Genomic DNA, 23592 nt, shown 5'->3' with positions numbered 1-23592 from the left:
GGATGGTGGGCCTGTCGGTGGGGCGACCTATCGTGAGCCCGTGAGCACGATCGTCCTCCTGCACGCCCATCCCGACGACGAGGCCAGCGGCACCGCCGGCACGACGCGGCTGGCCGTCGACGCCGGCCACCGCGTGGTCATCGTCTTCGCCACCCACGGCGATCACGGCACCCTGCCGCCCGACCTGCGCGAGGGTGAGACCGTGGTCGACCGGCGGCGCGCCGAGGCGCAGGCCGCCGGCCAGGTCCTGGGCACGGACCGCATCGCCTGGCTGGGGTACGCCGACTCGGGCATGACCGGGTGGGAGCAGAACGCCCACGAGCAGTCCTTTCACTCCGCCGACACCGAGGAGGCGGCGCGCCGGCTGGCAGCGGTCCTCGACGAGGAGGACGCCGACGTCCTCGTCGGTTACGACTGGCACGGCGGCTACGGCCACCCCGACCACGTCAAGGTGCACGCCGTCGCGCACCGGGCGGCCGAGCTGGCCGCGCGCCGACCGCGGCTGCTGGAGAACACCATGAACCGTGACCACGTGCGCCGGATGGTCGAGGCGGCACGGCAGGCCGGCACGATCGGCGAGGACGAGGACTTCGACCCCGACGGGCCGGCCGACGACGGCAACCCCATGGGCACCCCGGAGGCGGACATCCACTGGCACGTCGACGTGCGCGAGGTCGTCGCCACCAAGCGGGCGGCCCTCTCCGCGCACGCCAGCCAGGAGGACGTCGGGTGGATGCTCGGCATGCCCTCCGAGCAGTTCGCCGCGATGTTCGGCGACGAGTGGTTCATCGAGCCGGGCCGTGCGCCGGGCCTGACCCACGCGCATCCCCTGGGCTGAACGTGTCGGACCCGCGGCATACCCTCGAGGCATGAGCGACGCGCCGGAGCCGATGCCCGAGTCCGACCGAGGGATGCCGGAGGGTGCCGACCTGGGGTTCGCGCGCGGGACCGACTTCCTGCACCTCGACGAGCTGCTCACGCCGCAGGAGCGGGAGCTGCGCGACGGGGTGCGCCGGTGGTGCGACGAGGCGGTCGTGCCGGCCGCGCAGGAGTGGTGGGAGGCGGCGAGGTACCCCGTCGAGATGGTGCCGGGGTATGCCGCCACGCGGGTCGCGGGTGCCTCGATCGAGGGCTACGGGTGCGCGGGGGTGTCGGCGCTCGCCGACGGCGTGATGTGCGCCGAGCTGGCCCGGGGCGACGGCTCGATCGCGACCTTCAACGCGGTCCACTCCGGGCTGGCGATGACCTCGGTGCACCTGCTGGGCAGCGAGGAGCAGCGGCAGCGCTGGCTGCCGGGGATGGCCCGGGTGGAGACGGTCGGTGCCGTCGCCCTCACCGAGCCCACGCACGGCTCGGACGTGGTGAGCATGGAGACGCGGGCGCGGCGGGACGGCGACCACTGGGTGCTCGACGGGGCCAAGCGGTGGATCGGCAACGGCTCCGTGGCCGACCTGGTGGTGGTCTGGGCGCGGGACGACGACGGCGACGTGGGCGGTTTCGTCGTCGAGTCGCCGCAGCAGCTGGACGGCTGGGACGCGCAGGTCATCGACGGCAAGATCAGCAACCGCGGGGTGTGGCAGGCCCACATCCGCCTCGACGGGGTGCGGGTCCCGGCCGAGAACCGCCTCGCGCAGGCCCGCACCTTCGCCGACACCAACCGGGTGCTGGCCCGCTCCCGCCAGGCGGTGGCGTGGGAGGCGATCGGCCACGCGGTCGCCGCCTACGAGGGGGCGCTCACCTATGCCCTGCGCCGCGAGCAGTTCGGCCGCCCGCTGGCCAAGAACCAGCTCATCCAGGACGACCTCGCCCGGATGGTCACCCTCATCACCTCGATGCAGCTCATGTGCACGAGGATGAGCCAGCTGCAGGACCAGGGGCGCTGCACCATCGAGCACGCCGCGATGGCCAAGCTGCACACGACGACGGCGGCCCGTGAGGTCGTGGCGACGGCCCGCGACATGCTCGGCGGCAACGGTATCCTGCTCGACCACCACGTCGCGCGGCACTTCGCCGACCTCGAGGCGACCTACACCTACGAGGGCAGCCGCACCGTCCAGTCCCTCCTGGTCGGCCGATCGGTGACGGGCACCAGCGCCTTCCGCTGACCCGCGGCGCGCGGCAGCGCGTCGCGCGGTCCCGCGTCGCGTCGGGCGAGGCCGCTACGAACTGACGGCTGTCACCGTTCGCCGGCCGGGACCACGGCTAGGGTGGGCGGTATGGCGAACCCCACCACTCCCGGTCCGTCGCCCGAGGGCCGGTACGACGGCCCCTCCGAGGTCCCGCCCGAGTGGCGACCGGCGATCCCCCAGCCGGGGGAGCGGCCCGTGCCGCGCGAGGAGGTGGGGGACCGGTACGCCCCGGCGACGTCGCCCGGCTCCGGGGTACGAGGTCGGCAGCCGAGCCAGACCATGGGCACGCTCCTGGGCGACATCACCCGCACCGGTTCCTGGCAGGTCGCCGAGCGGACGACGCTGGTGATGTTCCTCGGCGACGTCAAGCTGGATCTTCGCGAGGTGCTCCGTCCCGGCGAGACCCTGGACATCTCGACCTACACCGGGATGGGCGACGTCAAGATCGTCGTGCCGGCCGGGACGCGGGTGGAGCTGCAGGGCTTCACCCTGATGGGAGGCCTGCGCCACGACGTGGACCCCGCGGCCCAGGGGGTGCCCGAGACCGGGGCGTGCGTGCGGGTCAACGCCACCAGCCTGCTCGGCGACGTGCGGGTCCGCACGATGCTGCCGGACGACGGGTCCAAGCCGCCGCGCGGATGGCGCTGGACGCAGAAGCGCTGACCGCAGCGACAACCATTCGCGGCGCCCGGTGGGGTGTCAGGCAACCATGTGCGGCGCCCGGTGGGGTGTCCGGCGACCATTCGCGGCGCCCGGTGGGGTGTCGGGGAACCATGTGCGGCGCCCGGTGGGGGTCCGCCCGGTGGGGGTCCGCCCGGTGGGGGTTCGGCCGATGGGGGTCGGGCGTCAGCCCGTCGGCACGTGCCGGCGGAACCACTCGAGGCTCGCCGCCCACGGGCCGCGCCGCTCGGCGAGATCCTCCAGCAGCGGGGTGAGCTCGGCGGAGAAGCTGACCGAGGACTCCAGCGGCAGCAGCGAGGGCAGGTTGTCGATCGCGATGACGTCGAGCGGGTTCTCCGTGGTGCCCACGTCGCGCACCGGCTCGGCCCACGAGGTGATGGCGGTGTTGACCGGCAGCAGGTTGTTGTCCGAGGTCACGTCGCAGGTCACGTCGCCGATGGTGCGCAGCCGGCGCGGCGCCGGGACGTCGGCGGGCGTGACGAAGGGCTCGCGCGGGGTGGTGCTCACCACGCAGTTGACGAGGAGGTCGTGCTCGAGCAGGGCCGCCTTGTCGAGGTCCACGGTGTCCCCGCGGTCCCAGCGCGTCACCGCGCACCCGGCGAGCTCTAGCGCCTCGACCGCGCCGCGCCCGGAGCGCCCGCGGGAGCCGATGACCAGTGCCCGCTCGGGCTCGCGCCCCTCGGCGCTGCCGCGCAGCTGCGCGTCCAGGTCCTCCCGATCCATGGGGGCCACCCCGCCGTCCAGCAGACCACGGTGCCGCAGCACGGAGAGGGCGGCACCGACATACCCGGCCCAGAAGCCGAAGGCGACGACCCGGCGACCGTCCAGCGTGAGGTACTCCACGTCCAGCAGCTCACCGCCACCGCGCCGGAACCGGTCCAGCGTGACGTCGGCACCCTCCTGCCCCTTGTAGGCGTGGGCGAAGAACACGTGGGTGTGGGCCAGGTCGGCCGGGTCCTCCGGCAGCTCCTTGATGCCGACGACGACCGCGCCCTCGGGTGCGTCGATCCAGGAGCCGTAGGGCGCCACCGAGCACCCGGCCTCCACATAGTCCTCGAGGTCGACGACCCGGCTCGGCGACTCCTCGACCGTCACGACATACCCGTCGGCCACCAACCGGGCAGCGTCGGCGGGGACGATCGGTACGCGCTGCTCGCCCGGGCGGGCCTCGGCGCGGATCCACAGGTGGGGACGACTCATGCGTCCAGGGTATGCCGACTCCCGCCTTCTCCCCGCGTCAACGTTCGTCCGCCGGGGACCGCCGTGGGTTAGGTTGAGCCGGTCACATCGGCGTGAGAGGGGCTGGACGGATGAGCAGCGAGATCGTGCGGGAGCAGGGCGAGTACGACTACGAGCCGAGCGACCGCGAACCACCCCGGCCGGCCGGGCGGACCTGGGCCTTCCGGCTGGGAGGTGTGGGCCTCGCGGCGCTGGTCTACCTGCTGCTCGGCGGGGCGGACATGTCCGGCGACGCGCGCTTCGTCGCGGCGGTGGCCGTGCTCATGGCCGTCTGGTGGATGACCGAGGCGATCCCGCTGGCGGCGACCTCGCTGCTGCCGATCGTGCTCATCCCGCCGCTCACCGGTCTCGGGGTCGCGGACGCGACGGCTCCCTACGCCAACTCCATCGTCTTCCTCTTCCTCGGTGGCTTCCTCATCGCCATCGCCATGCAGAAATGGAACCTGCACCGGCGCATCGCCCTGCTCACGCTGCGCCGGGTCGGCACCCACCCGCGGCGCATCATCCTCGGGATGATGATCTCCACCGCCTTCCTGTCGATGTGGGTCTCCAACACGGCGACCACCCTGATGATGCTGCCCATCGGTATCTCGGTGCTGGCCCTCGTCGTGGAGAACAGCCGGCAGGCGGCCTCGTCCTCGGCACCGGTGGCCGACGGGGACCTGGCCGAGGAGGTGGGGCAGGGTCGCGCGGTGAGCGACGTCGTCAACGACCCGGACGTCCGCCTCTTCGGTGTCGCCCTCGTCCTCTCGATCGCCTGGTCCGCCTCCATCGGCGGCTTGGGCACCCTGCTGGGCAGCCCGCCCAACGCGATCGTCGCCGGGTACCTCGCCGACGAGCTCGATCAGGAGGTCGGCTTCCTCGCCTGGATGTTGCTGGGTGTGCCGATCGTCGTCGTCTTCCTCGGCATCGCCTGGTTGCTCATCACCCGTCTCATGTTCCGCTTCAAGCTGCAGGAGATCCCGGGCGGGCGCGAGCTCATCGACCACGAGATCGACCAGCTGGGGCCGATGAGCCAGGGCGAGAAGGTCGTGCTCACCGTCTTCTGCGGCGCGGCCTTCCTGTGGATCGTCCCCGGCCTGCTGGTCAACATCCCCGCCCTGGCGGAGTCCGCGGCCTGGCTGGGCGAGCTCGACGACACCGCCATCGCCATCGGTGCCGGGTTGGTCCTCTTCCTCGTCCCCGGCGACCGCGAGGGACGGATGACGCTGGAGTGGGACGACGCGGAGGAAGGGCTGCCCTGGGGGGTGCTGCTGCTCTTCGGCGGTGGCCTGAGCCTGGCTGCCGCGGTGGCCGGCACCGGGCTGGACGAGTGGTTCGGCACCCAGGTGACCGGTCTCGGGGCGCTACCCATCGTGCTGCTGCTCGCCGCCGTCGTCACCATCGTGCTGTTCCTCACCGAGGTGACCAGCAACACCGCCACGGCCGCGACCTTCATCCCGGTGCTCGGCGGGGTCGCCGTCGGCATCGGTGTGGACCCGATGACGCTGCTCATCCCGGCGGCGCTGGCCGCGACCTGCGCCTTCATGCTGCCGGTCGGCACCCCGCCCAACGCCATCGTCTTCGGCACCGGGGCGGTGAAGATCCAGGAGATGGCCCGTGGTGGAATCGTCCTCAACGTCGTCGGCGTGCTCCTCATCACCCTCTTCACGGTGCTGATCGGGCCCTTCGCCCTGGGCATGGTGCTCTAGGGCCGGGCGGGCGGCGTACCGCACGACGGCAGAGAGGGGGCGACGCGCCGCGTGGTCAGGCCAGCAGCCCCTCGTCGCGGTCGCTCCGCCCTGGTGATGGTGCTCGCCTCCGCGATCACCACGCTGGGCGCCATCCCTCCCTTCCTGCTGGGCGCGCAAGCGGTCCGGATCCGCGAGGACCTGGGGCTGGGTCTGGGCGCGTTCGGGGTGGCCGTCAGCGTCTTCTTCGCGACCGCGGCGATCGCCACGCTGTCGACCTCCGGGGTCGTCGACCGACTCGGGCGTGGGCGGCTGCTGCTCGCTGCGGGCCTGCTCGTGTCCGGCGGTGGCGTGGCCATGGCGACGCTGGCCCGCGGCTGGTGGACGCTGATGGCGGTCATGGTCGTCCTCGGCCTGGGCAACGCGGCCTCGCAGGCGACCGCCAACCTGCTCATGGCGCGCACGCTGCCGCCCGGGCGGCGGGGCCTGGGCTTCGGGGTGAAGCAGTCGGCGGTGCCGCTCGCGATCATGCTCGGCGGGCTGGCGGTGCCGACGACGGGCGCGTTGTGGGGGTGGCGCTCCACCTTCCTCATCACCGCCTGCCTGGGGGCGGTGGTCGTGGGCGGGGCCGTGGCCGTGCTCGTCCGGGAGCGCCGGAGGGGCCGACGCGGGGCCGGTGCGCCGGTCTGGCTGCCGGAGCTGATGGAGTCGCCGCCGACGCTCCCGCTCGTCCTCGCGGCGCTGGCGATCACCTTCGCCAGCGCGGCCGCCAACTTCGTCGGCTCCTTCGCCGCCTCGTGGGGCTTCGAGGTGGGGCTGACCCCCTCCCAGACCGGGGTCCTCATGGCCCTCGGCTCGGGTGGTTCGATCGCGGTCCGGGTCTTCTCCGGCTGGCGGGCGGACCACCGCCACGGGGCCAACCTGCCGGTCGTCGCGACCCAGATGGGGGTCGGCGCCCTGGCCTGCGCCGGTCTGGTGGTGGCCCAACCCTGGGCCGTGTGGGTCTTCGGGCTGCTGGCCTTCAGCATCGGCTGGTCCTGGCCCGGCCTGCTGCTGTATGCCGTCGCGCGCCTCGGCCGGGACAACCCCGCCCAGGCCTCTGGTGCGGTCCAGGCCGGGGCCTTCGCGGGCGGCGCCCTGGGGCCGGCACTGCTCGGTGGCCTCTCGCAGGCGGCGGGTTTCCCGCTGGCCTGGGGGACGGCCGCCGCCTGCTTCGCGATCGCCGGGCTGCTCGTCCTGCTGGCTCGTCGCCGTTTCACCGCCGACCTGCTCACCCGACCCCCGCGCGAGCCGTTCCGCTACGCGCGCAGCAAGGTGACGCCGCCGCGCGAGGCGTGAGGAACGGCATACCTCGGGATCCGGGGCGGTGTGAGGCAGGATGGGCCCATGTTCGAGCCGATGGCGCGGCGTCGTCGGGCGCGCGAGATGGAGCGTCGTCTGGCCGAGCTCGACCGGTGGGACGAGCTCTACGGCGTCGGCAGCATCCCCACTGTCCCACCTCGCCCGCGGCGGCGCGCCTCCGGCGTGGGGTGGGTGGTCGTGCTCGGCGCGGTGGCCGCCGCGGTCGTCTTCCCGACACAGTCCTCCGCGCTGCTCGGGCGGGTGGGCGACCTGGTGACCGGAGGCGGTGACGACCAGCCGGTGGCGTGGGCCGACGAGGTCGGCGCGGTGGTGCAGGAGGCCGTCCCGCTCAGCGGTGGGCCGCTCGGCGGGCTGACCGAGGAGACCTCGCGTCTGCTCCCCGAGGTGGCGGTGTCGCAGACCGGGGAGCACGCCTTCCTCTACACCCAGGACGGATCCGAGGAGCCCGTCGGGTTCTCGCCCTGCCGACCGGTGGAGGTGGCGGTCAACCCCGACGGCGCGCCCCCGGGCTACGAGGAGCTCGTGGAGGGGTCGCTGGCCCGCGTCTCCGCGGCGTCCGGGCTGCTGCTCGAGCTCGTGGGGGAGAGCGAGGACACGTTCGGCCAGCCGCGGACCACGCGTGACCCGGTGCTCATCACCTGGTCCACCGCGTCGGAGGTGCCGGCGCTCACCGGGCGCACGGCCGGGCTCGGTGGCCCGCTCGTCCTCACCGACGCGGTGTCGGGCCGAAAGTCGCTGGTCAGCGGGTCGGTCGTGCTGGACCGAGAGGATCTCCTCGGCGCGTCGGAGACCGCGACCGTGCTCGACCACGAGCTCGGTCACGTCCTGGGCCTGGACCATGTGCACGACCCGGGCGAGCTGATGTCGGCGGCCAACACGGGCCAGCCCGGTTTCGGGCCGGGCGACCGGGAAGGGTTGGCGCGGCTCGGGTCGATCGACTGCGGCTGAGCGTCCCTATCGCGCGTCCGGTGCAGGGAGGGCGGAGGCCATGCGGCGGACGGCCTCCTGGACGAGCTCCTCGCTGGTGCCGATGTTGAGGCGGGCGAAGCCGGCGCCGCCGGCGCCGAAGGCCGGGCCGGACGAGAGCAGCACCCGGCCACGCTCGAGGAAGGTCTGGGCCGGGTCGTCCCCGAGACCGAGGTCGCGGCAGTCCAGCCAGGCGAGGTAGGACGCGTGGCCCGGGGTGAACCGCACGCCCGGCAGGTGCTCGGCCAGGAGGGCGGGCAGCGCCCGGGTGCGCGCCTCGATCTCGGTGACCGCGGCATCCAGCCAGTCCCGGCCGTCGGTGTAGGCGGCGACCGCAGCGTACTGCCCGAGGATGCTCGGCGCCCAGTCGGTCTCGGGCTGACGCGCCGGCCACCTGCCTGCGACGGCGGTGACGCCGAGCGCCAGCTTGAGGCCGGCGGTGTTCCACGCCTTGGACGGCGAGTGCAGCGCGATCCCGACCTGGCGGGCCGCCTCGCTGACGGTGAGGAACGGCACGAAGGGTCGCGGGCTGCCGGGGTGCACGAGCGGGGCGTGGATCTCGTCGGCGACGACGACCGCGTCGTGCTGCGCGGCCAGGTCGGCGAGCGCGGCCAGCTCCTCCCGCGGGTAGACGTAGCCCAGCGGGTTGTGCGGGCTGCACAGCAGCACGACCCGCGCCCCGTCGGCGAACGCGCGGCCCATGCCCTCCAGGTCGAGCCGGCCCCCGTCGGCGACGTCGAGCATCGGCACCTCGAGGGCCTCCAGGCCGAGCTCGCGCAGCCAGGGGTAGAACGAGAGGTAGACCGGCGGGTTGAGGACCACCGCGTCCCCGGGCGAGGTGAGCGCGCGCAGCGTCTCCTTGGCGGCCTGGCCGACGTCGGCGAAGAGGCGCGCCCGCCCCGGTGTGCCCTGGGTCTCCCACCCCCACACGTCCCGCGCGAAACCCGCGAACGCGTCGACCACCGGGGTGGGTTCACCGGCATACCCGAGGTCGCTGCGCTCGACCGCGGTGCGCAGCGCGGCGCTGATCGCGGGGGCGGCGCGGGCGTCCATCTCCGCGGTCCAGGCCGGGAGCACGTCGTCGGGGACGCGGCTCCACTTGGCGCTGCGGTGGGTGCGCATCTGCTCGAGCGTGAGGTCGAAGGGCGTGGCCATGACCTCAGCCTCTCAGGTGCGGGTTGACACCCCCAGCGACCTCTCGCACAGTGGGCGGATCGTCGCGGCCGGTGGCCCGCGGACCGTGCCTGACCGAGGAGCACCGATGAGCCTGTCCACGACCGGGGGAGCGCCCACGGCCTACCACCTGCGCCCGGCCCGGGGGTGGCTCAACGACCCCAACGGCATGGTCTTCCACGACGGGAGGTGGCACGTCTTCTTCCAGCACAGCCCGCAGGGCCCGTGGCACCGCCAGATCGCCTGGGGGCACGCGAGCAGCAGCGACCTGCTGCGGTGGCGCGAGCACCCGGTGGCCTTCACGCCGCAGCCTGGTGGGCCGGACAGCGTCGGCTGCTGGTCCGGGGTCCTCGTCACCGGGCTGGAGCGCCCCGCCGCCGTCTACTCCGGGGTGACCCATGCGGACGGGCGCAGCACGGTGTGCCTGCGCTGGGCGCAGGACGCCGGGCTCGACACGTGGTCGGACCCCGTGGTCGTCGCCACCACCCCCGAGGTCGACGACGTCGCCGTGATGCGCGACCCGTTCGTCTTCTGGCACGGCGGGCACCGGTATGCCCTGCTCGGCGCCGGGCTGCGGTCGGGGACGCCCGCGATCCTGCTCTACGGCTGCGACGACATCGAGCGGTGGGAGTACCTCGGGGTCTGGCTCACCGGGGACGACGCGGCGCTCGCCGACGCGCTGCCGGCCGACGTCTGGGAGTGCCCGCAGCTGGCGGTGTGGGAGGGGCGGGCCGCGCTCGTGATCTCCCTGCACGACCGGGGGGTGCTCGGCCAGGTGGTGGCCTGCACCGGGGACCTCGGGTCCGACGAGTCCGGCCGTCCGGCGCTCGTCGTGGACCGCGTGGACCTCCTGGACGACGGGGCAGACTTCTACGCCCCGCAGCTCGCCCCGGACGGCCGCGAGGGCGCCTGGCTCATGGGGTGGGTCCGCGAGGACGGGCCGGAGGAGAGCGCCGGCGACCACGCCGGGTGCATGACCGTGCCGCGCCGGCTGGTGCTGGAGGGTGGCGCACCCCGGCTGGTGCTGGACCCGCTGGCCGCCCAGGGGCTGCCGTGGCAGGAGGCCACGCCCCTGGCCGGCGTTCCCCTGGAGGGCCAGCTCAGCCTCGAGGTCGGCGCCGGGGGTGCCGTCCTGGAGCACCCGCGGCTGGGCCGGCGGGCCCTGCCCCAGGGCAGCCGGGTCCTCGTCGACGGGTCGGTCCTGGAGATCTATCCCCCGCAGGGGCCGCCGGCGAGCTTCCGCGACCCGCTGCCGTGGCGCTGGGCGGACCCGGCCGGTCCGGTCTGAGCGTCCCGGGGCGGCGGGTCAGGCGGCGAACGCCCAGCGGTCCAGCACCCGCTGCAGCTCGTCGACGTGCCAGCGCGGCACGTAGGCCACGGTGATCCGCTGGCCGTGCCGGACGAAGGCACTGGCCTGGCCGGGCAGGCAGACCGCGTCGAAGATCCAGGGAAGGACGTCCATGTCGGCGTAGTCGTGGTCCAGGCGGGGGTGGATCTCGCGGGTGATGCGCCCCAGCCGGAAGCGCACGACCCATCGGTCGCGCTCGCGGTCGACGCCGCCGCGCACCTCCCCGAGCTCGCTGGTGGAACCGGCCGCGGCGGCCAGCTTGCGCACGAGGTCGGGGTAGGAGTCGGGGCCGACGACGTGCTCGAGGTCGACCGTGGTGACGTGCGGGTGGTGGGTCAGCTCGCCGTCGGCGTCGCGCGCCAGGCAGTGCATGACCGCGACGTACGGGTGCTGCCGCACCGCCTGGGCCACCTCGCGGTCGGCCAGGAGGTCGGCCTCGGTGACGCCCTCCTGGGGGGACAGCCCCAGGCGCTCGAGCGTCGCGAGCTGCTCCCGGGCGGAAGGGCGGATGGCCGGGGTGACCAGCATCGGCGCGTCAGAGCTGGCGTCGCTGTGGCGGGCGAAGACCTCGGACAGTCTCATGGTCCAAGAGTGCCACCGCCGGCGGGACCGCACAACGCCCCAGCGCCGCGTCCGGCGGTGCCGGACGCGGCGCTGGGGTCACGCGGTGCGGTGCTGGTCAGGCGACCCTCGTCTGCGGGGCGTTCTCCGCGGTCTTGCCCGGGTCCTTCTCGGCGACCCCGCCGACGGCGTCGTCGATCTTGGCCATGAGGTCGGCGTCCAGGGTGACGCCGGCGGCCTTGACGTTGTCCTCGACCTGAGACGGCTTCGAGGCGCCCACCAGGGCGGCCGCGACGTTGGGGTTCTGCAGCACCCAGGCGACGGCGAGCTGCGGCATGGTGAGCCCGGCCTCCTCGGCCAGCGGCTTGAGCTCCTGCACGGCGCGCAGCGTCTCGTCGCGCAGGAAGCCCTGCATGCCCTTGCCCATGGACTCGTCCGCCGCGCGGCCCTCGGTCGGCTGCTCACCGGGGAGGTACTTCCCGGAGAGCACGCCCTGCGCCATCGGGCTCCAGACGATCTGCGAGATGCCGAGCTCCTCGCAGGTCGGCACGACCTCGGGCTCGATGACCCGCCACAGCATGGAGTACTGCGGCTGCGAGGAGATGAGCTGGATGCCCTGGTCCTGGGCCAGCGCGTGCCCCGCCCGGATCTGGTCGGCAGTCCACTCGCTCACGCCGATGTAGTGCGCCTTGCCCTGCCGCACCACGTCGGCGAAGGCCTGCATGGTCTCCTCCAGCGGCGTCTCCGTGTCGTAGCGGTGGGCCTGGTAGAGGTCGACGTAGTCGGTCTGCAGCCGGGAGAGGCTGCCGTCGATGGACTCCATGATGTGCTTGCGGGACAGGCCGGTGTCGTTCTTGCCGCCCGGGCCGGTCGGCCAGTAGACCTTGGTGAAGATCTCCAGGCTCTCCCGGCGCTCGCCCTTCAGGGCCTCGCCGAGGACCGACTCCGCCTTGGTGTTGGCGTAGACGTCCGCCGTGTCGAAGGTGCTGATGCCGGCGTCGAGGGCCGCGCGCACGCACTGGTGGGCGACCTCGTTCTCGACCTGGCTCCCGTGGGTGAGCCAGTTGCCGTAGGTGATCTCGCTGATCTTGAGGCCGCTGTTTCCGAGGTATCTGAACTCCATACCGACCACGGTATGCCGCGTCCCCCGCCGCGTCCTGCCCGGCCCCCGGCCGCGTCACGGCGGGAATGAGACCGGCCGCGCGAGCGTTGGAGAGGCCCCCGACACCCAGGAGGACCGTGCGCCCGCTGCCCGACCTGACCGCCCAGCACCGACGGCTGACCGACCTGGGGCTGCGGCTCCCCGACCTGCCCCCGGGGCTCACCGGTGACCTGCTCGTCGTCCATCACCGACGGGTGCCGGTCGCCGATCTCGTGCCGCTGCTGCGCCGTGGTGACCGGCCCGGGTTCGTCGTCGAGGACCTGACCGACCTCCCCGAGTTCGACCCCGCGCCGGGGGTGCAGGTCCCGGACGCGGACCTGTATGCCGTGCTCGCGCCCGAGCGCGGCGACGAGTACGCCGACCGCAGCCCGGACGAGGTCGACCCGCAGATCCGGGCTCGGGGGCGCGACCTCATGACCGCCACCGAGGGCGTGGCGTGGGTGCTCCAGCAGCCCGAGGTGCTGGAGCGGAACCACTGCTTCATGACCACGGGGTCGCGCCGTGCGCGCGTGAGCGGTTCCGGGCTCGATGCACGGGTCCCGGCGCTGTGGATCAGCAACGGCACCGGCCGCGACGGCCGGGACCGCCGGGACGCGCCGAAGCTCGGCTGGTGCTGGGCCGGCAACCGGCACACCTGGCTGGGGATCGCCTCGGTCGCCGGCCGCAGCACCGCCTGAGCGGGGTCAGCGGCGTCGACCGAGGTCGTACGTCACCAGGGCCCCGTTCCCGAACGCTCCCGTGGTCGCGTAGACCCGCTTGCCGGAGAGCGCCACGTCTGCAGGCGAGTCGGCGTTGAACAGGGTGCGGGCCTTTGAGCTCCCCGGGCGGACCACCGAGACCTCACCACCGAACAGCTCCGCCACGACGAGGTGGCCGTCGCGGGACCGGTCCAGCCCCGTCGCGCCGTGCAGGCCACGGGCGACCGTGGTGGCGTGCCCGTGCCGGTCGATGCGGTACACCCGGCTCAGCGGGACGATCTCGCCGGCGACACCGCCCAGCGTGGTGACGTAGAGGCGACCCTTGTGGTCCACCGCCACGTCGGTGGGCACCGACTCGGGGACGTAGTCCTCCCCGACCAGGCAGTCCGGGAGCGGGTCCGCGCCCGGGGGCAGCGACGCCTCGAGACCCGCCTTGAGCTCCTCGGTGAAGGTGATGTCGAACACCGGCAGCACCGCCGCGGTCGAGATGTCGCCGGTGCGCAGGTCGACCTCGAGGATCGCGTTGGCCGCCGCGTCGGCCACGTAGGCACGGTGCCCGCTGACCTCGAGCTGGTAGGCGTTGGACTCCACGATGCCGGTGTACTCCGACAGCGGCGGGGAGTCCGAGGCCTCCTCCCAGGCACCGAGCTCCGCGGCGCACGAGGAGTTCAGCCCGACGAAGCCGTAGCTGACCCCGGCGTCCGGGTTGTTCTGGATCTCGTGCTGCCAGAGGTCGTCGCTGACGACCGTGCGGGTGCCGTCCCACGAGGTCCGCACCACGTGGCTGGTCGGCGTCTCCCCGGAGAAGTCGCTCTCCAGGTGGTACGTCTTGCCCCGGCTGGCGGCCACGCCGCCCAGGCTGCCGGTCTCCGGCACCTGGTACACGGTCCTGACCGTGCCCCGCTTGACCTTGGACAGCTGACCGCTGAAGTTCTGGGTCAGGTAGACGTGTCCGGACCCGACGGCCAGGCTCAGCGGCCCGACCAGTCCGTCGACGACGACACGAGGCTCGCTGGTGCGGGCCTGTGCCGGTGCGGTGAGAAGAGACGCCGTGAGCGCCAGCACGCTGGCTGCCACGGCAAGGGTGGAACGACGCATGTCCAGACCTCCGGTTCACGGGTGGAGGGCGGGCTCGGTTGGGCTCGTCCAGGTGCGACGGCCCCTGCGTCACACCCGGCCGCCGCTGCTCGCATGGTCCTGCTGCCGTGACGCGGTGTCAAGGGACTGTGCGGCAGGGGGTGCGGGTGGTGCTAGTGCGTCGTCGTGGTGTCCTCGCCGAGCACGAGCGGCAGCCCGGCCCGGCGGAAGGCGTCGGCGGAGAAGAAGCCGACGACGCCGCTGACCCGGCCGTCCCGCAGGTCGACGACGCAGAGCTGGAAGGCCTCGTAGGTCCCGTCCTCCCCGCGGAGGTACATCCCGGCCGCGGGCTGGCCGTTGGCGACGGTCGGCACCATCTGCAGGTCGCTCGGCCCGGTCGCCGGGCACTGGCCACCGATGAGCGCGGCGATGTCGTCCGGGCCCAGGTAGTAGCGGTCGTAGGGCGGCATCTGCCAGACAGCCTGCTCGGTCATGACCCCGACGACGGCCGGCACGTCGTAGCGCTCGAAGGCGTCGCAGAAGGCCGCGAACACCTCGCGCTCGGTGTGGCTGAGCTCGCTGACCCGGCGGCCGGCCCGCTCGAGCCCGTCGCCGATCGTGGCCCGGGATCGCTGGAGCGCGGAGTTGACCGAGGCCACCGTGGTCTCGAGAGCCTGCGCGGTCTCGGCCGCCGAGAGCTGGAGGACGTCGCGCAGCACGAGCACCGCCCGCTGGAGCGGGGGGAGGTCCTGGAGGGCGGCGACGAACGCCAGCTGGGTGTCCTCGGTCTCGACGGCGGCCTGCGCCGGGTCGACGGGGACGACGTCGCGTCCCCACACGACGCGGTCCGGCAGCGGCTCGAGCCAGTCCCGGGAACGGTCCTCGACGACCGGGACGCCGGGGTCGCCGGGCGGCTGCCCGAGCCCGCTGGGCAGCGGTCGGCGGGACTGGCCCTTGAGCGCGGTGAGGCAGGAGTTGGTGGCGATGGTGTACATCCACGTCCGCACCGAAGAACGCCCCTCGAACCGGTCGAAGGCCCGCCAGGCCCGCAGGTAGGTCTCCTGCACGAGGTCCTCCGCCTCCCCGGCGGACCCCAGCATGCGGTAACAGTGCGCGATGAGCTCACCGCGCAGCGGTGCGGTCAGCTCCTCGAACTCGCGCTCCTGCTGCGGGCTCAGCGTGGTGGACATCCGGACTCCCTCGACCCGTGCGACCTGACCCCTCTCACGCTAGTACCCCGCACCGACGGGCGTGCGTGACGACACCGCCCGGGTGTATGATGTGTGCATCATGCAACTATCCGAGGAGCTGGCGCGGACCTTCACCGCCATGGGCCGCATCCTGCGCGAGCGGGAGGGGGACCTCTCGCGCACCGACGGTGCGGTCCTGGTCCACCTGGCCGGGCAGCAGTGCACCCGCTCCCGCGACCTGGCCCGGGCCGAGGGGCTGGACCCCTCGACCATGAGCCGCCGGCTCGCCTCCCTGGCCGAGCGCGGCCTCATCGAGCGGCACCCGGACCCGGCCGACCGCCGGGCGCAGGTGCTCGGCCTCACCGACGCCGGCCGCGAGGCCCTGGCCCGGGAGCGGGCCCGCCGGGTCGACCTCGTCACCGACACCCTGGCCGACTGGCCGGAGGCGGAGAAGGCGCAGCTCGCGGACCTGCTCGGACGCCTCGCCGACTCGCTGGAGTCGGCTCGCGGCACGCATACCTCCGGTCAGTCGCCCTGACCGCCCCGGGCGGCCACGCCCACCCACCAGGCCTCTCGACCGCACCACCCAGCAAGGATCTGATGACCGCCAGCACCAGCACGGGCCGCCGGCCCGTCGACACCGAGGGCGACACCCCCTCGACCACCGTCCCCTCGACCACGGCGACCGCCGTCGACCCGACGGCCTCCGCCGCCCCCGCCTTCCGGCTCAGCCGGGAGCACAAGATCGTCTTCGCCGGCCTGATGATGGGCATGTTCGTCGCCTCGATCAGCCAGACCATCGTCGGCCCGGCGCTGCCGCAGATCGTCGCCGACCTGGGCGGGATGAGCCACTACTCGTGGGTCGCGACCGCTGCCATGCTCGTCTCGGCCGTGGTCGTCCCGGTCGTCGGCAAGCTGTCCGACCTCTACGGCCGCAAGACCTTCTACCTGGCCGGGCTCGTCATCTTCATGGTCGGCTCGATCGTCTCCGGCCTGGCCGGGAGCTTCTGGATGCTCGTCGCCGGCCGCGCCATCCAGGGCGCCGGCATGGGCACGCTCATGCCCCTGTCGCAGACCATCATCGGCGACATCATCCCGGCCCGGCAGCGCGGCAAGTACCAAGGCCTCATGGGCGCCGTCTTCGGCGTCACCTCCGTGGCCGGGCCGCTCGCCGGTGGCCTCATCACCGACCACCTCGGGTGGCGCTGGCTGTTCTTCACCACCCTGCCGGTCGGGCTGCTCACCCTGTGGTTCGTCCTGCGGCACATGCACCTGCCGCACCAGCGGCGCGAGGCGAAGATCGACGTCGCCGGGATCGTCACGCTGTCCGTGGCGATGGTCTCCATCCTGCTCGCCACGAGCTGGGGCGGCACGACCTACCCGTGGGCCTCCTGGCAGGTCCTCGGTCTCTACGGCCTGGGGCTGGTCACCGCGGCCGCCTTCGTCGGCGTCGAGCTGCGGGCGAGCGAGCCGCTGCTGCCGCTGCGCCTCTTCCGGATCAGCGTCTTCAGCTGGGCCAACGTCGCCGGTCTCGGCCTGGCGATGGTGATGTTCGGGTCGATCATCTACATCCCGGTCTTCGCGCAGGGCGTGCTCGGCGTGGACGCCACGCAGTCCGGGCTCATCCTCATGCCGATGATGCTGGGCCTCATCGTCATGGGCATCCTCACCGGGCTGCTGGTGACCAAGACGGGGCACTACAAGCCGTTCATGCTCACCGGCGTCGCCGTCATGGCCTCGGGGGTGTGGCTGCTGACGCTGCTGTCCGAGACCTCCAGCCCGTGGGAGCTCTTCGGGTCGATGGCGGTCGTGGGCGTCGGCCTCGGTATGGCGATGCAGCAGTTCACCCTCGTCGTCCAGAACGTCGTCGCCCGGCGCGACCTCGGGGTCGCCACCGCGACGACGCAGTTCAGCCGCAACATCGGCTCCACCGTCGGCATCGCGGTCTACGGCTCGATCATGACCGGCGGGCTCGGCGCGGCCGTCGCCTCGCACCTGCCGGCGCAGATACGCGACCAGGCCGCCGCGCAGGCCGGCACCCTGGACGTGGGAGCGGTCCTCGACCCCGGCTCGCTCGGCGACGTGCCGCCGGTGGTGGAGCAGGCGCTGCGCGCCGGGCTGGCCGACCAGCTGCACGGGGCCTTCCTCATCGGCCTGCCCATCCTGGCGCTGGTCTTCGTCGCCACGGCGATGATCAAGCACGTGCCGCTCAAGGAGACCCTCGAGGACGCGCCCGCCGACCAGGGCTGACCGCCGGCTCGTCGGCCGGCGCGGGGGAGGGGCCGCCCGCCTGCTCAGCCGCCGGGCACCGCCCGGGTGAACCGGCCGGTGCCCAGCCAGTGCCGCAGCCGCTCGCCGGTGATCCGCAGGTAGGCCGCCGCGTCGGACCGCTGGCCCGCGGTCGTGCTCGCGAGGATGCTGTTGGCGAGCAGCAGCTGACGGGCAGCCACCAGCGCCTCGAAGTCCTCGGCCGGCAGGTCCGGGAGCGGGCGCTGGGCGGCATACCCCTGCCGGACGTCGGCCTCCGGACCGTGCTCGTCGTCGCCACCTCGCAGGTAGAACGCGCAGATCGCGAGGTCCAGCGCCGACACCCCGAGCCCGCTGTCGTCGAAGTCGAAGACCGCCAGCCGTCGCTCGTGCCACTTGAGGTTGCCGCCGTGCAGGTCGGCGTGCAGCGGGAAGGCCGGCTCCTGCGCCAGCCGCGCGAAGGCGGCCTCGCACCGCTGCCCGGCCGTCGACACCAGGGCGGCGAGCCCTCGGTCGTGGGCGACGGCCGTCGTCAGCAGGTCCGGGTCGCCGAAGAGGGTCCCCGTCAGCCGCGGGAAGCGGTGGTGCCCCTCGGGCTCCCAGGACTCCGCGTGCCGGTGCAGCGTCGCCATCAGCCCGCCGAGGGCCCGGCACTGCTCGGGGGTGCTGACGGTGCCCAGGTCCTCCCCCTCGAGCCAGGTGCTGGCCGTCACCATGACCTCCCGACCCAGCTCGGCCGACCCCACCAGAGCGAGGTAGCCGCCGTCCCGGACCGGCACCGGGTCCGGCACGAGCACGTCGGTGTCGCGCCGGATGGCGTGCTGCCAGGCCTGCTGCGCCTGCACGTTGCCCGCCGAGCTCAGGGAGTTGGTGTTGACCCGCATCGCCACCGCACCACCCGGCGTGTCGAGCCGGAAGGTGGTGTTGAAGCCGTGCAGCACGAGGCGGACCTCGGTGGGCCTCAGCCCGAAGAGGGGTGCGGCGCGCTCCGCCACCCCGTGCAGGAGCTCGACCTGGGAGAGCTCGTCCAGGTCCTGGTATGCCGTGGGCATGGCTCAGCCTCGCACGCGCCCGAGCGGCGCGTCACGCCGCACGGAGTAGCCTCCGGCCATGCTCGGAGTCCTGCACCTGCCGACCGCGCTCCTGGTCCTGGCGGCGTGCCTGCTGGTCTGGCTGGTGTCGTGGTGGCGTCGACGCCGAGCCGCCCGGGGCTTCCTCTCCGAGACCGACCGAATCACCTACGAGACGCTGCGCTCGGGGGCCCAGGCCGGCCGCAACCTGCGGGCCGGGCTGACCCCGGAGCACGCCGAGCCGGCCGCCCGGCACCTGCGGATGATGCTGGGCGGCACCGCCCTCGCGATCTGCGACAGCCAGCAGACCCTGGCCTGGAGCGGGTTGGGTGAGCACCACCGCGAGCAGGCGTCCGGGCACGCCCACCGGGTGCTGCAGGGCGGTGACGTCGTCGTGCTCGCCCGGGCCGACCTACCCTGCGAGGTGCCCGAGTGCCCCGTGCGCGCCGGGGTGGTCGCCCCGCTCGTGGTGGACGACCGCGTCATCGGTGCGCTCGCGGCATACTCCCCGCGCCCCTCGGCCGGGCTCGCGCGGGCGACCGAGCAGGTCGCGACCTGGGTGAGCGGGCAGCTGGAGCTGGGCGAGCTGGACCGCGAGCGCACCCGCGCGATGGAGGCCGAGCTGCGCAGCCTGCGGGCCCAGATCAGCCCGCACTTCATCTACAACTCCCTGGGCGCCATCGCCTCCTTCGTGCGCACCGACCCCGACCGGGCCCGCGAGCTGCTGCTGGAGTTCGCCGACTTCACCCGCTACGCCCTGCGTCGCGGCGGCGCCTACACGACGCTCGCCGACGAGCTGCGCAACATCGAGCGCTATCTCGTGCTCGAGCAGGCGCGCTTCGGGGAGCGGCTGCGGGTCAACCTGCTCATCGCCCCCGAGGTCCTGCCGGTCGCGGTGCCTTACCTCGCCGTGCAGCCCCTGGTGGAGAACGCCGTGCGCCACGGCCTGGCCGACAAGGAGGGCGTCGGGACCATCACCATCACCGGCACCGACCTGGGTGACCTCGCGGAGATCGCCATCGAGGACGACGGCGTCGGCTCCGACCCCGAGCTGGTCCGGCGCGCCCTCGACGGCGACCGCAGCGGGGAGACGGTCGCCCGCGACAGCGACAGCGTGGGGCTGGGCAACGTCGACGCGCGGCTGCGGCAGGTCTACGGCGACGAGCACGGACTGGTCGTCGAGACCGCGCCGGGCCTGGGCACCAAAGTGACCTTCCGGGTGCCGAAGTACGCGCCCGGCGTCCATCCCGACCGCTGAACACGGCCCTACCATGACCCCATGCGTGCCCTCGTCGTCGACGACGAACCGCCGGCCCTGTCCGAGCTGACCTACCTGCTGGAGCGGGACGGCCGGGTGGGCAGCGTGCACCCGGTGGCCTCGGGCACCGACGCGCTCCGCGCCCTCGAGGACGGGGACATCGACGTCGTCTTCTCCGACATCTCCATGCCGGGCCTGGACGGCATGGAGCTCGCCCGCGTGGTCAACCGGTTCGCCCGGCCGCCGCTGGTCGTCTTCGTCACCGCGCACGAGCAGCACGCGGTCGACGCCTTCGCGGTCCGCGCGGTCGACTACGTCATGAAGCCGGTGCCGCCGGCGCGCCTGTCCCAGGCCGTCGACCGGGTGGTCGCGGCCCTCGCGCAGCGCGACCCCACGACGGTCGAGCCGGCGGAGGTCGCCGGCCGGTCCCCGGGCACCCCGCCGGACCCCGCCGAGGAACGCATCGCGGTCGAGCTCGGCGGCGTCACCCGCTTCGTCCAGCGCTCGGCGGTGCGCTACGTCCAGGCCCAGGGCGACTACGTGCGCCTCTTCACCGGCTCCGCGTCGCACCTGCTGCGGCTGCCGCTCACCACCCTCGAGGAGCGCTGGGCCGCGGCCGGCTTCATCCGGATCCATCGATCCACCCTGGTCAACCTCGCCCACGTCGGTCAGGTGCGCCAGGCGCAGGGACGCCTCAGCCTGCGGCTGCTGCCCGACGGCCCTGAGCTGCCGGTGGCGCGTCGGCACGCCCGCACCGTGCGCGAGCGCGTCCTCGGCGAGGGCGCGTGAGCGAGGGGACGCCGCCGCACCTCGAGGCGCGGGTCCGGGTCACCTCCTCGCGGCGCGAGGCCGCGACCGCCCGCCGCCGCCCGATGGCCGCCGCGCTGGTCGAGCAGACCGGTGCCGGCGAGCTCTACCTGCGCGGGCTGCTGCGGGCCCAGCTCCGCCTCGCGCTCGGGGTGCTGGCCGGGCTCGCGGTGGTGCTGGGCGGCATACCCGTCCTGTATGCCGTGCTCCCCGCCGCCCGGTCGGTGCAGGTCGCGGGGGTGCCGGTGGTGTGGCCGGTGCTCGCCGTCCTCGTCTACCCCGTCCTCGTCGCGGTGGCCGCGTGGTACACCCGCGCGGCGACGCGGATCGAGCGGCGGCTCTCGGCCGTGGCCCGGGAGCGCTGAGCGTGGCCCCCAGCCCGGCCGGGGCGGCCGTGCTCCTCGTCTGCCTCGTCACCGTCGCGCTCAGCGCCTTCGGGCTGCGGCTGTCCCGGCGCACCAGCGACTTCTACGTCGCCGGACGCGCCGTCTCCCCGCAGCGCAACGCCGCCGCGATCGGGGGGGAGTACCTCTCGGCCGCCAGCTTCCTCGGGGTCGCCGGGCTGATCTACGACCAGGGGGTGGACGCGCTGTGGTACCCGGTCGGCTACACCGTCGGCTACCTCGTGCTGCTCGTGCTCGTCGCCGCCCCGCTGCGCCGGTCCGGGGCCTACACGTTGCCCGACTTCGCCGAGGCCCGCCTGGAGTCCCGCTCGGTGCGGCACCTGTGCTCGGTCCTCGTCGTCTTCATCGGCTGGCTCTACCTGCTGCCGCAGCTGCAGGGCGCGGGCTTCACCCTGCGGCTCGTCTCGGGGGCCCCGCTGTGGCTGGGTCCGGTGCTCGTGGTCGGGGTGGTCGTGCTCTCCGTGGCGGCCGGCGGGATGCGCTCGATCACGCTCGTGCAGGCCGTGCAGTACTGGATCAAGCTCTCCGCGCTGGCCATCCCCGCCGGGGTGCTGCTCGCCGTGTGGTGGGGGACGCAGGGACCGGGGCTGGAGGTCACCGAGTCGTGGGTGCTGCCGGGCAGCGGCCCGCAGACCGGAGGGCACGGGCTCTACCGCACCCTCTCGCTGCTGCTGGCGCTGGCGCTCGGGACGATGGGGCTGCCGCACGTCGTGGTGCGCTACTACACCAACCCGGACGGCACCGCCGCCCGGGCGACGACGGTGCGGGTGCTCGTGCTCCTCGGCCTGTTCTACGTCGTCACGGTGGTGTATGCCGTGCTCGGCCGGGCCTATCTGCCCACCCTGGGGCCCGGGGTGCGGGCGGACACGGTGGTCCTGCGGCTGCCGGCGGAGGTGCTGCCCGGGGTGGGCGGTGAGGTGCTGCTCGCCGCGCTGACCGGCGGCGCGTTCGCGGCCTTCCTCTCGACGTCGTCGGGGCTGGCGCTCGCGGTGACCGGGGTGCTCAACCAGGACGTCGTGCGGCCTCTGCTCGCCCGTGCGGTGCCCGGAGACCACTCCGAGGTGGCGGGCTTCCGGATCGCCGCCGTGGTCGCGGTGCTCGTGCCCTTCGCCGGGGTGGGCGTCTTCCCCGAGGTCCCGCTGGCGGCGTTCGTCACCCTGGCCTTCGTCATCGCCGCCTCGACGTTCTTCCCGCTGCTGGCGCTGGGGGTGTGGTGGCCGCGGCTGTCGGTGCAGGGCGCCACGGCCGGGCTGGTGACGGGTGCCGTCCTGGCCATCGGCGCGGTCGCGGTGACCGTGCTCGCCGGGGACCGGCGCGGCTGGGCGGACGCGCTGCTCGCCCAGCCGGCGGCGTGGATCGTGCCGCTGGTCGGTGTCGTCATGGTGGTGGTCTCGCTGCTGACCCCACAGGGGATCCCCCGGGGTGCCGCGCGCACGCTGGTGCGGCTGCATACCCCGGAGGACCTCACCGCGTGAGCCGGAGGGCCTGCGGGCTCAGAGGTTGCTGGTGATCTCCGCGTCCTCGCGCAGGCCGGCCACCAGCTCGTCGGTGGCCGCGGCCTGCTCCTCGGACTGCAGCTGCTGGGCGAGCTGGTCCCGGACCTGGTCGAACTCGGGGATCTCGGGCTGCTGCGGGGCGGCCGTCCCGGCGGCGTCGTCCTCGCCGCCCCCGGCGTCCTCCTGCTGGGCGACGAGCTCGTCGTAGTAGGCGCGCAGCTCCTCCTCGGAGGGCTCCTCGACGGGTGCCTCCTGCTCGACGTAGGCCTGGATGGCGAGCTGGCTGGCCGCCTCCCGGCGCGCGGTCTCCTCGTCCATGCCCTGCTGCTCGAGCACCTCCAGGAACTGGTCGACCGACTCCAGGCCGTTGCCCGTGGCCAGCTCCTCGAGCAGGGTGTCGACCTCGTCGTCGGAGGGGTCCAGGCCCTCCTCCTCGGCGGCCTGGCGCAGCAGCACGCTGTCGACGACCACCTCGAGGGTGTCCTGCTGCAGCTGCTCCTCGTCCAGCTCCTCACCGCTCATCTGCGCCTGGCCGGCAGCGCTGGCGAACTGGCTCTCGTAGTAGGTGACGAACTCCTCCTTCGTCACGTCCTGACCGTTGACCGTGGCCACCGGGTCCGGGATCTGCTCCAGGTCGGGCTCCGGCATGGCGTCCGGTGCGGCCGGGGCGGGGGCGCTGCTGCTGGCCGCGTCGTCGGACCCGGCGGGGGAGCTGCTGCTCGCCGCGTCGGTGTCACCGGAGTCGTCGGAGCCACCGCAGGCGGAGAGCCCCACCAGGCTCAGGGTCACGCTCAGGCTCACGGCTGCGAGCCTCCTCGTGGCGGACATCTTCCATCTCCCTCATCGGGTGCGGGTGGACAAGCCGGCGAACGTAGCACGCTCCCGTGGGCGGTCCGCCCCGGAAGCTCCCAGACTCCGGTCAGGCTTCCAGCCTGCCACCCGCCCGGCGGTCCCGCTCGCCGCGCACCCGCGACCGCTCGGCGCAGGCCCCCGACCCCTGGTCGCCCCGGACCTGCGCGCGCGGGGGAGGGCACGGCATACTCGGCTGGACGAC

The 23592-nt window shown here is 73.7% G+C and carries 22 protein-coding genes; 14 read left to right on the top strand and 8 right to left on the bottom strand.

From position 1 onward, the window contains the following. Window positions 1-40: 40 nt before the first annotated feature. The 3 genes from Q0795_RS05095 to Q0795_RS05085 all read left to right on the top strand — a co-directional run bounded on the left by Q0795_RS05095 (window position 41) and on the right by Q0795_RS05085 (window position 2792). Complete coding sequence (locus Q0795_RS05095; protein WP_298887388.1) at window positions 41-838, top strand: PIG-L family deacetylase; 798 nt, start codon at window positions 41-43, stop codon at window positions 836-838. A gap of 31 nt (window positions 839-869) precedes the next feature. Next, on the top strand, window positions 870-2105 hold the full coding sequence (locus Q0795_RS05090) for an acyl-CoA dehydrogenase family protein (RefSeq protein ID WP_298887386.1): 1236 nt from the start codon (window positions 870-872) through the stop codon (window positions 2103-2105). Between the two features lie 111 nt (window positions 2106-2216). Then, window positions 2217-2792 carry a LiaF domain-containing protein gene (locus Q0795_RS05085; protein WP_298887384.1) on the top strand — a complete coding sequence of 192 codons (576 nt, stop codon included), beginning with the start codon at window positions 2217-2219 and terminating at the stop codon, window positions 2790-2792. 183 nt (window positions 2793-2975) lie between these two features. Here the strand turns inward: Q0795_RS05085 and Q0795_RS05080 are convergent, their stop codons facing one another. Then, window positions 2976-4010 carry a saccharopine dehydrogenase gene (locus Q0795_RS05080; RefSeq protein WP_298887382.1) on the bottom strand — a complete coding sequence of 345 codons (1035 nt, stop codon included), beginning with the start codon at window positions 4008-4010 and terminating at the stop codon, window positions 2976-2978. Between the two features lie 110 nt (window positions 4011-4120). Here Q0795_RS05080 and Q0795_RS05075 point away from each other — a divergent pair, with 110 nt between their 5' ends. The 3 genes from Q0795_RS05075 to Q0795_RS05065 are packed head-to-tail and all read left to right on the top strand — an operon-like array spanning window position 4121 to window position 8029. Next, window positions 4121-5740, top strand: a complete 1620-nt coding sequence (locus tag Q0795_RS05075; RefSeq protein WP_298887379.1) for an SLC13 family permease — start codon at window positions 4121-4123, stop codon at window positions 5738-5740. A gap of 51 nt (window positions 5741-5791) precedes the next feature. Next, complete coding sequence (locus Q0795_RS05070; RefSeq protein ID WP_298887376.1) at window positions 5792-7057, top strand: MFS transporter; 1266 nt, start codon at window positions 5792-5794, stop codon at window positions 7055-7057. 48 nt (window positions 7058-7105) lie between these two features. Continuing rightward, entirely contained in the window at window positions 7106-8029 is a 924-nt protein-coding gene (locus Q0795_RS05065) for a matrixin family metalloprotease (protein ID WP_298887371.1), read from the top strand. A gap of 6 nt (window positions 8030-8035) precedes the next feature. Here the strand turns inward: Q0795_RS05065 and Q0795_RS05060 are convergent, their stop codons facing one another. Continuing rightward, a complete protein-coding gene (locus tag Q0795_RS05060; RefSeq protein WP_298887368.1) occupies window positions 8036-9202 on the bottom strand; it encodes an aminotransferase class I/II-fold pyridoxal phosphate-dependent enzyme in 1167 nt (388 codons plus the stop codon). A gap of 106 nt (window positions 9203-9308) precedes the next feature. On the opposite strand from Q0795_RS05060, the gene Q0795_RS05055 reads away from it, so the two are divergent. Further along, window positions 9309-10508: a glycoside hydrolase family 32 protein gene (locus tag Q0795_RS05055; protein WP_298887366.1), complete on the top strand. Its 1200-nt coding sequence runs from the start codon at window positions 9309-9311 to the stop codon at window positions 10506-10508. Window positions 10509-10526: 18 nt separating this feature from the next. Here Q0795_RS05055 and Q0795_RS05050 read toward each other — a convergent pair whose 3' ends face one another. Together Q0795_RS05050 and Q0795_RS05045 are read right to left on the bottom strand one after the other, a co-directional pair. Next, window positions 10527-11150 (bottom strand): hypothetical protein, encoded by a 624-nt coding sequence (locus Q0795_RS05050; RefSeq protein ID WP_298887364.1) that lies wholly within the window; start codon window positions 11148-11150, stop codon window positions 10527-10529. Window positions 11151-11247: 97 nt separating this feature from the next. Next, complete coding sequence (locus Q0795_RS05045) at window positions 11248-12252, bottom strand: aldo/keto reductase family protein (protein ID WP_298887361.1); 1005 nt, start codon at window positions 12250-12252, stop codon at window positions 11248-11250. A 116-nt stretch (window positions 12253-12368) separates the two neighbouring features. On the opposite strand from Q0795_RS05045, the gene Q0795_RS05040 reads away from it, so the two are divergent. Next, window positions 12369-12968 carry a DUF5701 family protein gene (locus tag Q0795_RS05040; RefSeq protein ID WP_298887358.1) on the top strand — a complete coding sequence of 200 codons (600 nt, stop codon included), beginning with the start codon at window positions 12369-12371 and terminating at the stop codon, window positions 12966-12968. A gap of 6 nt (window positions 12969-12974) precedes the next feature. On the opposite strand, the gene Q0795_RS05035 is transcribed toward Q0795_RS05040, so the two are convergent. Further along, the gene (locus Q0795_RS05035; protein ID WP_298887356.1) at window positions 12975-14087 is read right to left on the bottom strand and encodes a ScyD/ScyE family protein; all 1113 of its coding nucleotides are present in this window, start codon (window positions 14085-14087) and stop codon (window positions 12975-12977) included. A gap of 152 nt (window positions 14088-14239) precedes the next feature. Beyond that, complete coding sequence (locus tag Q0795_RS05030; protein ID WP_298887354.1) at window positions 14240-15256, bottom strand: sigma-70 family RNA polymerase sigma factor; 1017 nt, start codon at window positions 15254-15256, stop codon at window positions 14240-14242. Window positions 15257-15356: 100 nt separating this feature from the next. On the opposite strand from Q0795_RS05030, the gene Q0795_RS05025 reads away from it, so the two are divergent. Further along, complete coding sequence (locus Q0795_RS05025; protein WP_298887351.1) at window positions 15357-15794, top strand: MarR family winged helix-turn-helix transcriptional regulator; 438 nt, start codon at window positions 15357-15359, stop codon at window positions 15792-15794. A gap of 62 nt (window positions 15795-15856) precedes the next feature. Further along, complete coding sequence (locus Q0795_RS05020) at window positions 15857-17506, top strand: MDR family MFS transporter (protein ID WP_298887349.1); 1650 nt, start codon at window positions 15857-15859, stop codon at window positions 17504-17506. A 44-nt stretch (window positions 17507-17550) separates the two neighbouring features. Here Q0795_RS05020 and Q0795_RS05015 read toward each other — a convergent pair whose 3' ends face one another. Continuing rightward, complete coding sequence (locus Q0795_RS05015; RefSeq protein WP_298887346.1) at window positions 17551-18555, bottom strand: phosphotransferase; 1005 nt, start codon at window positions 18553-18555, stop codon at window positions 17551-17553. A gap of 58 nt (window positions 18556-18613) precedes the next feature. Here Q0795_RS05015 and Q0795_RS05010 point away from each other — a divergent pair, with 58 nt between their 5' ends. From Q0795_RS05010 to Q0795_RS04995, 4 genes are read left to right on the top strand one after another with little or no spacing between them, the layout of a single operon-like run. After that, the gene (locus Q0795_RS05010; RefSeq protein WP_298887343.1) at window positions 18614-19831 is read left to right on the top strand and encodes a histidine kinase; all 1218 of its coding nucleotides are present in this window, start codon (window positions 18614-18616) and stop codon (window positions 19829-19831) included. 21 nt (window positions 19832-19852) lie between these two features. Continuing rightward, window positions 19853-20620 (top strand): LytTR family DNA-binding domain-containing protein, encoded by a 768-nt coding sequence (locus tag Q0795_RS05005; RefSeq protein ID WP_298887340.1) that lies wholly within the window; start codon window positions 19853-19855, stop codon window positions 20618-20620. After that, on the top strand, window positions 20617-21003 hold the full coding sequence (locus tag Q0795_RS05000; RefSeq protein WP_298887337.1) for a hypothetical protein: 387 nt from the start codon (window positions 20617-20619) through the stop codon (window positions 21001-21003). Before Q0795_RS05005 ends, Q0795_RS05000 begins: the two co-directional genes overlap by 4 nt. A gap of 2 nt (window positions 21004-21005) precedes the next feature. Further along, window positions 21006-22517, top strand: coding sequence for a cation acetate symporter (locus Q0795_RS04995; RefSeq protein ID WP_298887335.1), 1512 nt, complete (start codon window positions 21006-21008; stop codon window positions 22515-22517). An 18-nt stretch (window positions 22518-22535) separates the two neighbouring features. On the opposite strand, the gene Q0795_RS04990 is transcribed toward Q0795_RS04995, so the two are convergent. Continuing rightward, entirely contained in the window at window positions 22536-23339 is an 804-nt protein-coding gene (locus tag Q0795_RS04990; protein WP_298887332.1) for a SurA N-terminal domain-containing protein, read from the bottom strand. Window positions 23340-23592: the final 253 nt, after the last annotated feature.

This window comes from uncultured Serinicoccus sp. (genome assembly GCF_947487915.1).
Lineage (GTDB): Bacteria > Actinomycetota > Actinomycetes > Actinomycetales > Dermatophilaceae > Ornithinicoccus.
Note: the sequence above shows the minus strand (reverse complement) of the source record. Positions and strands in the feature narration are given on the sequence as shown.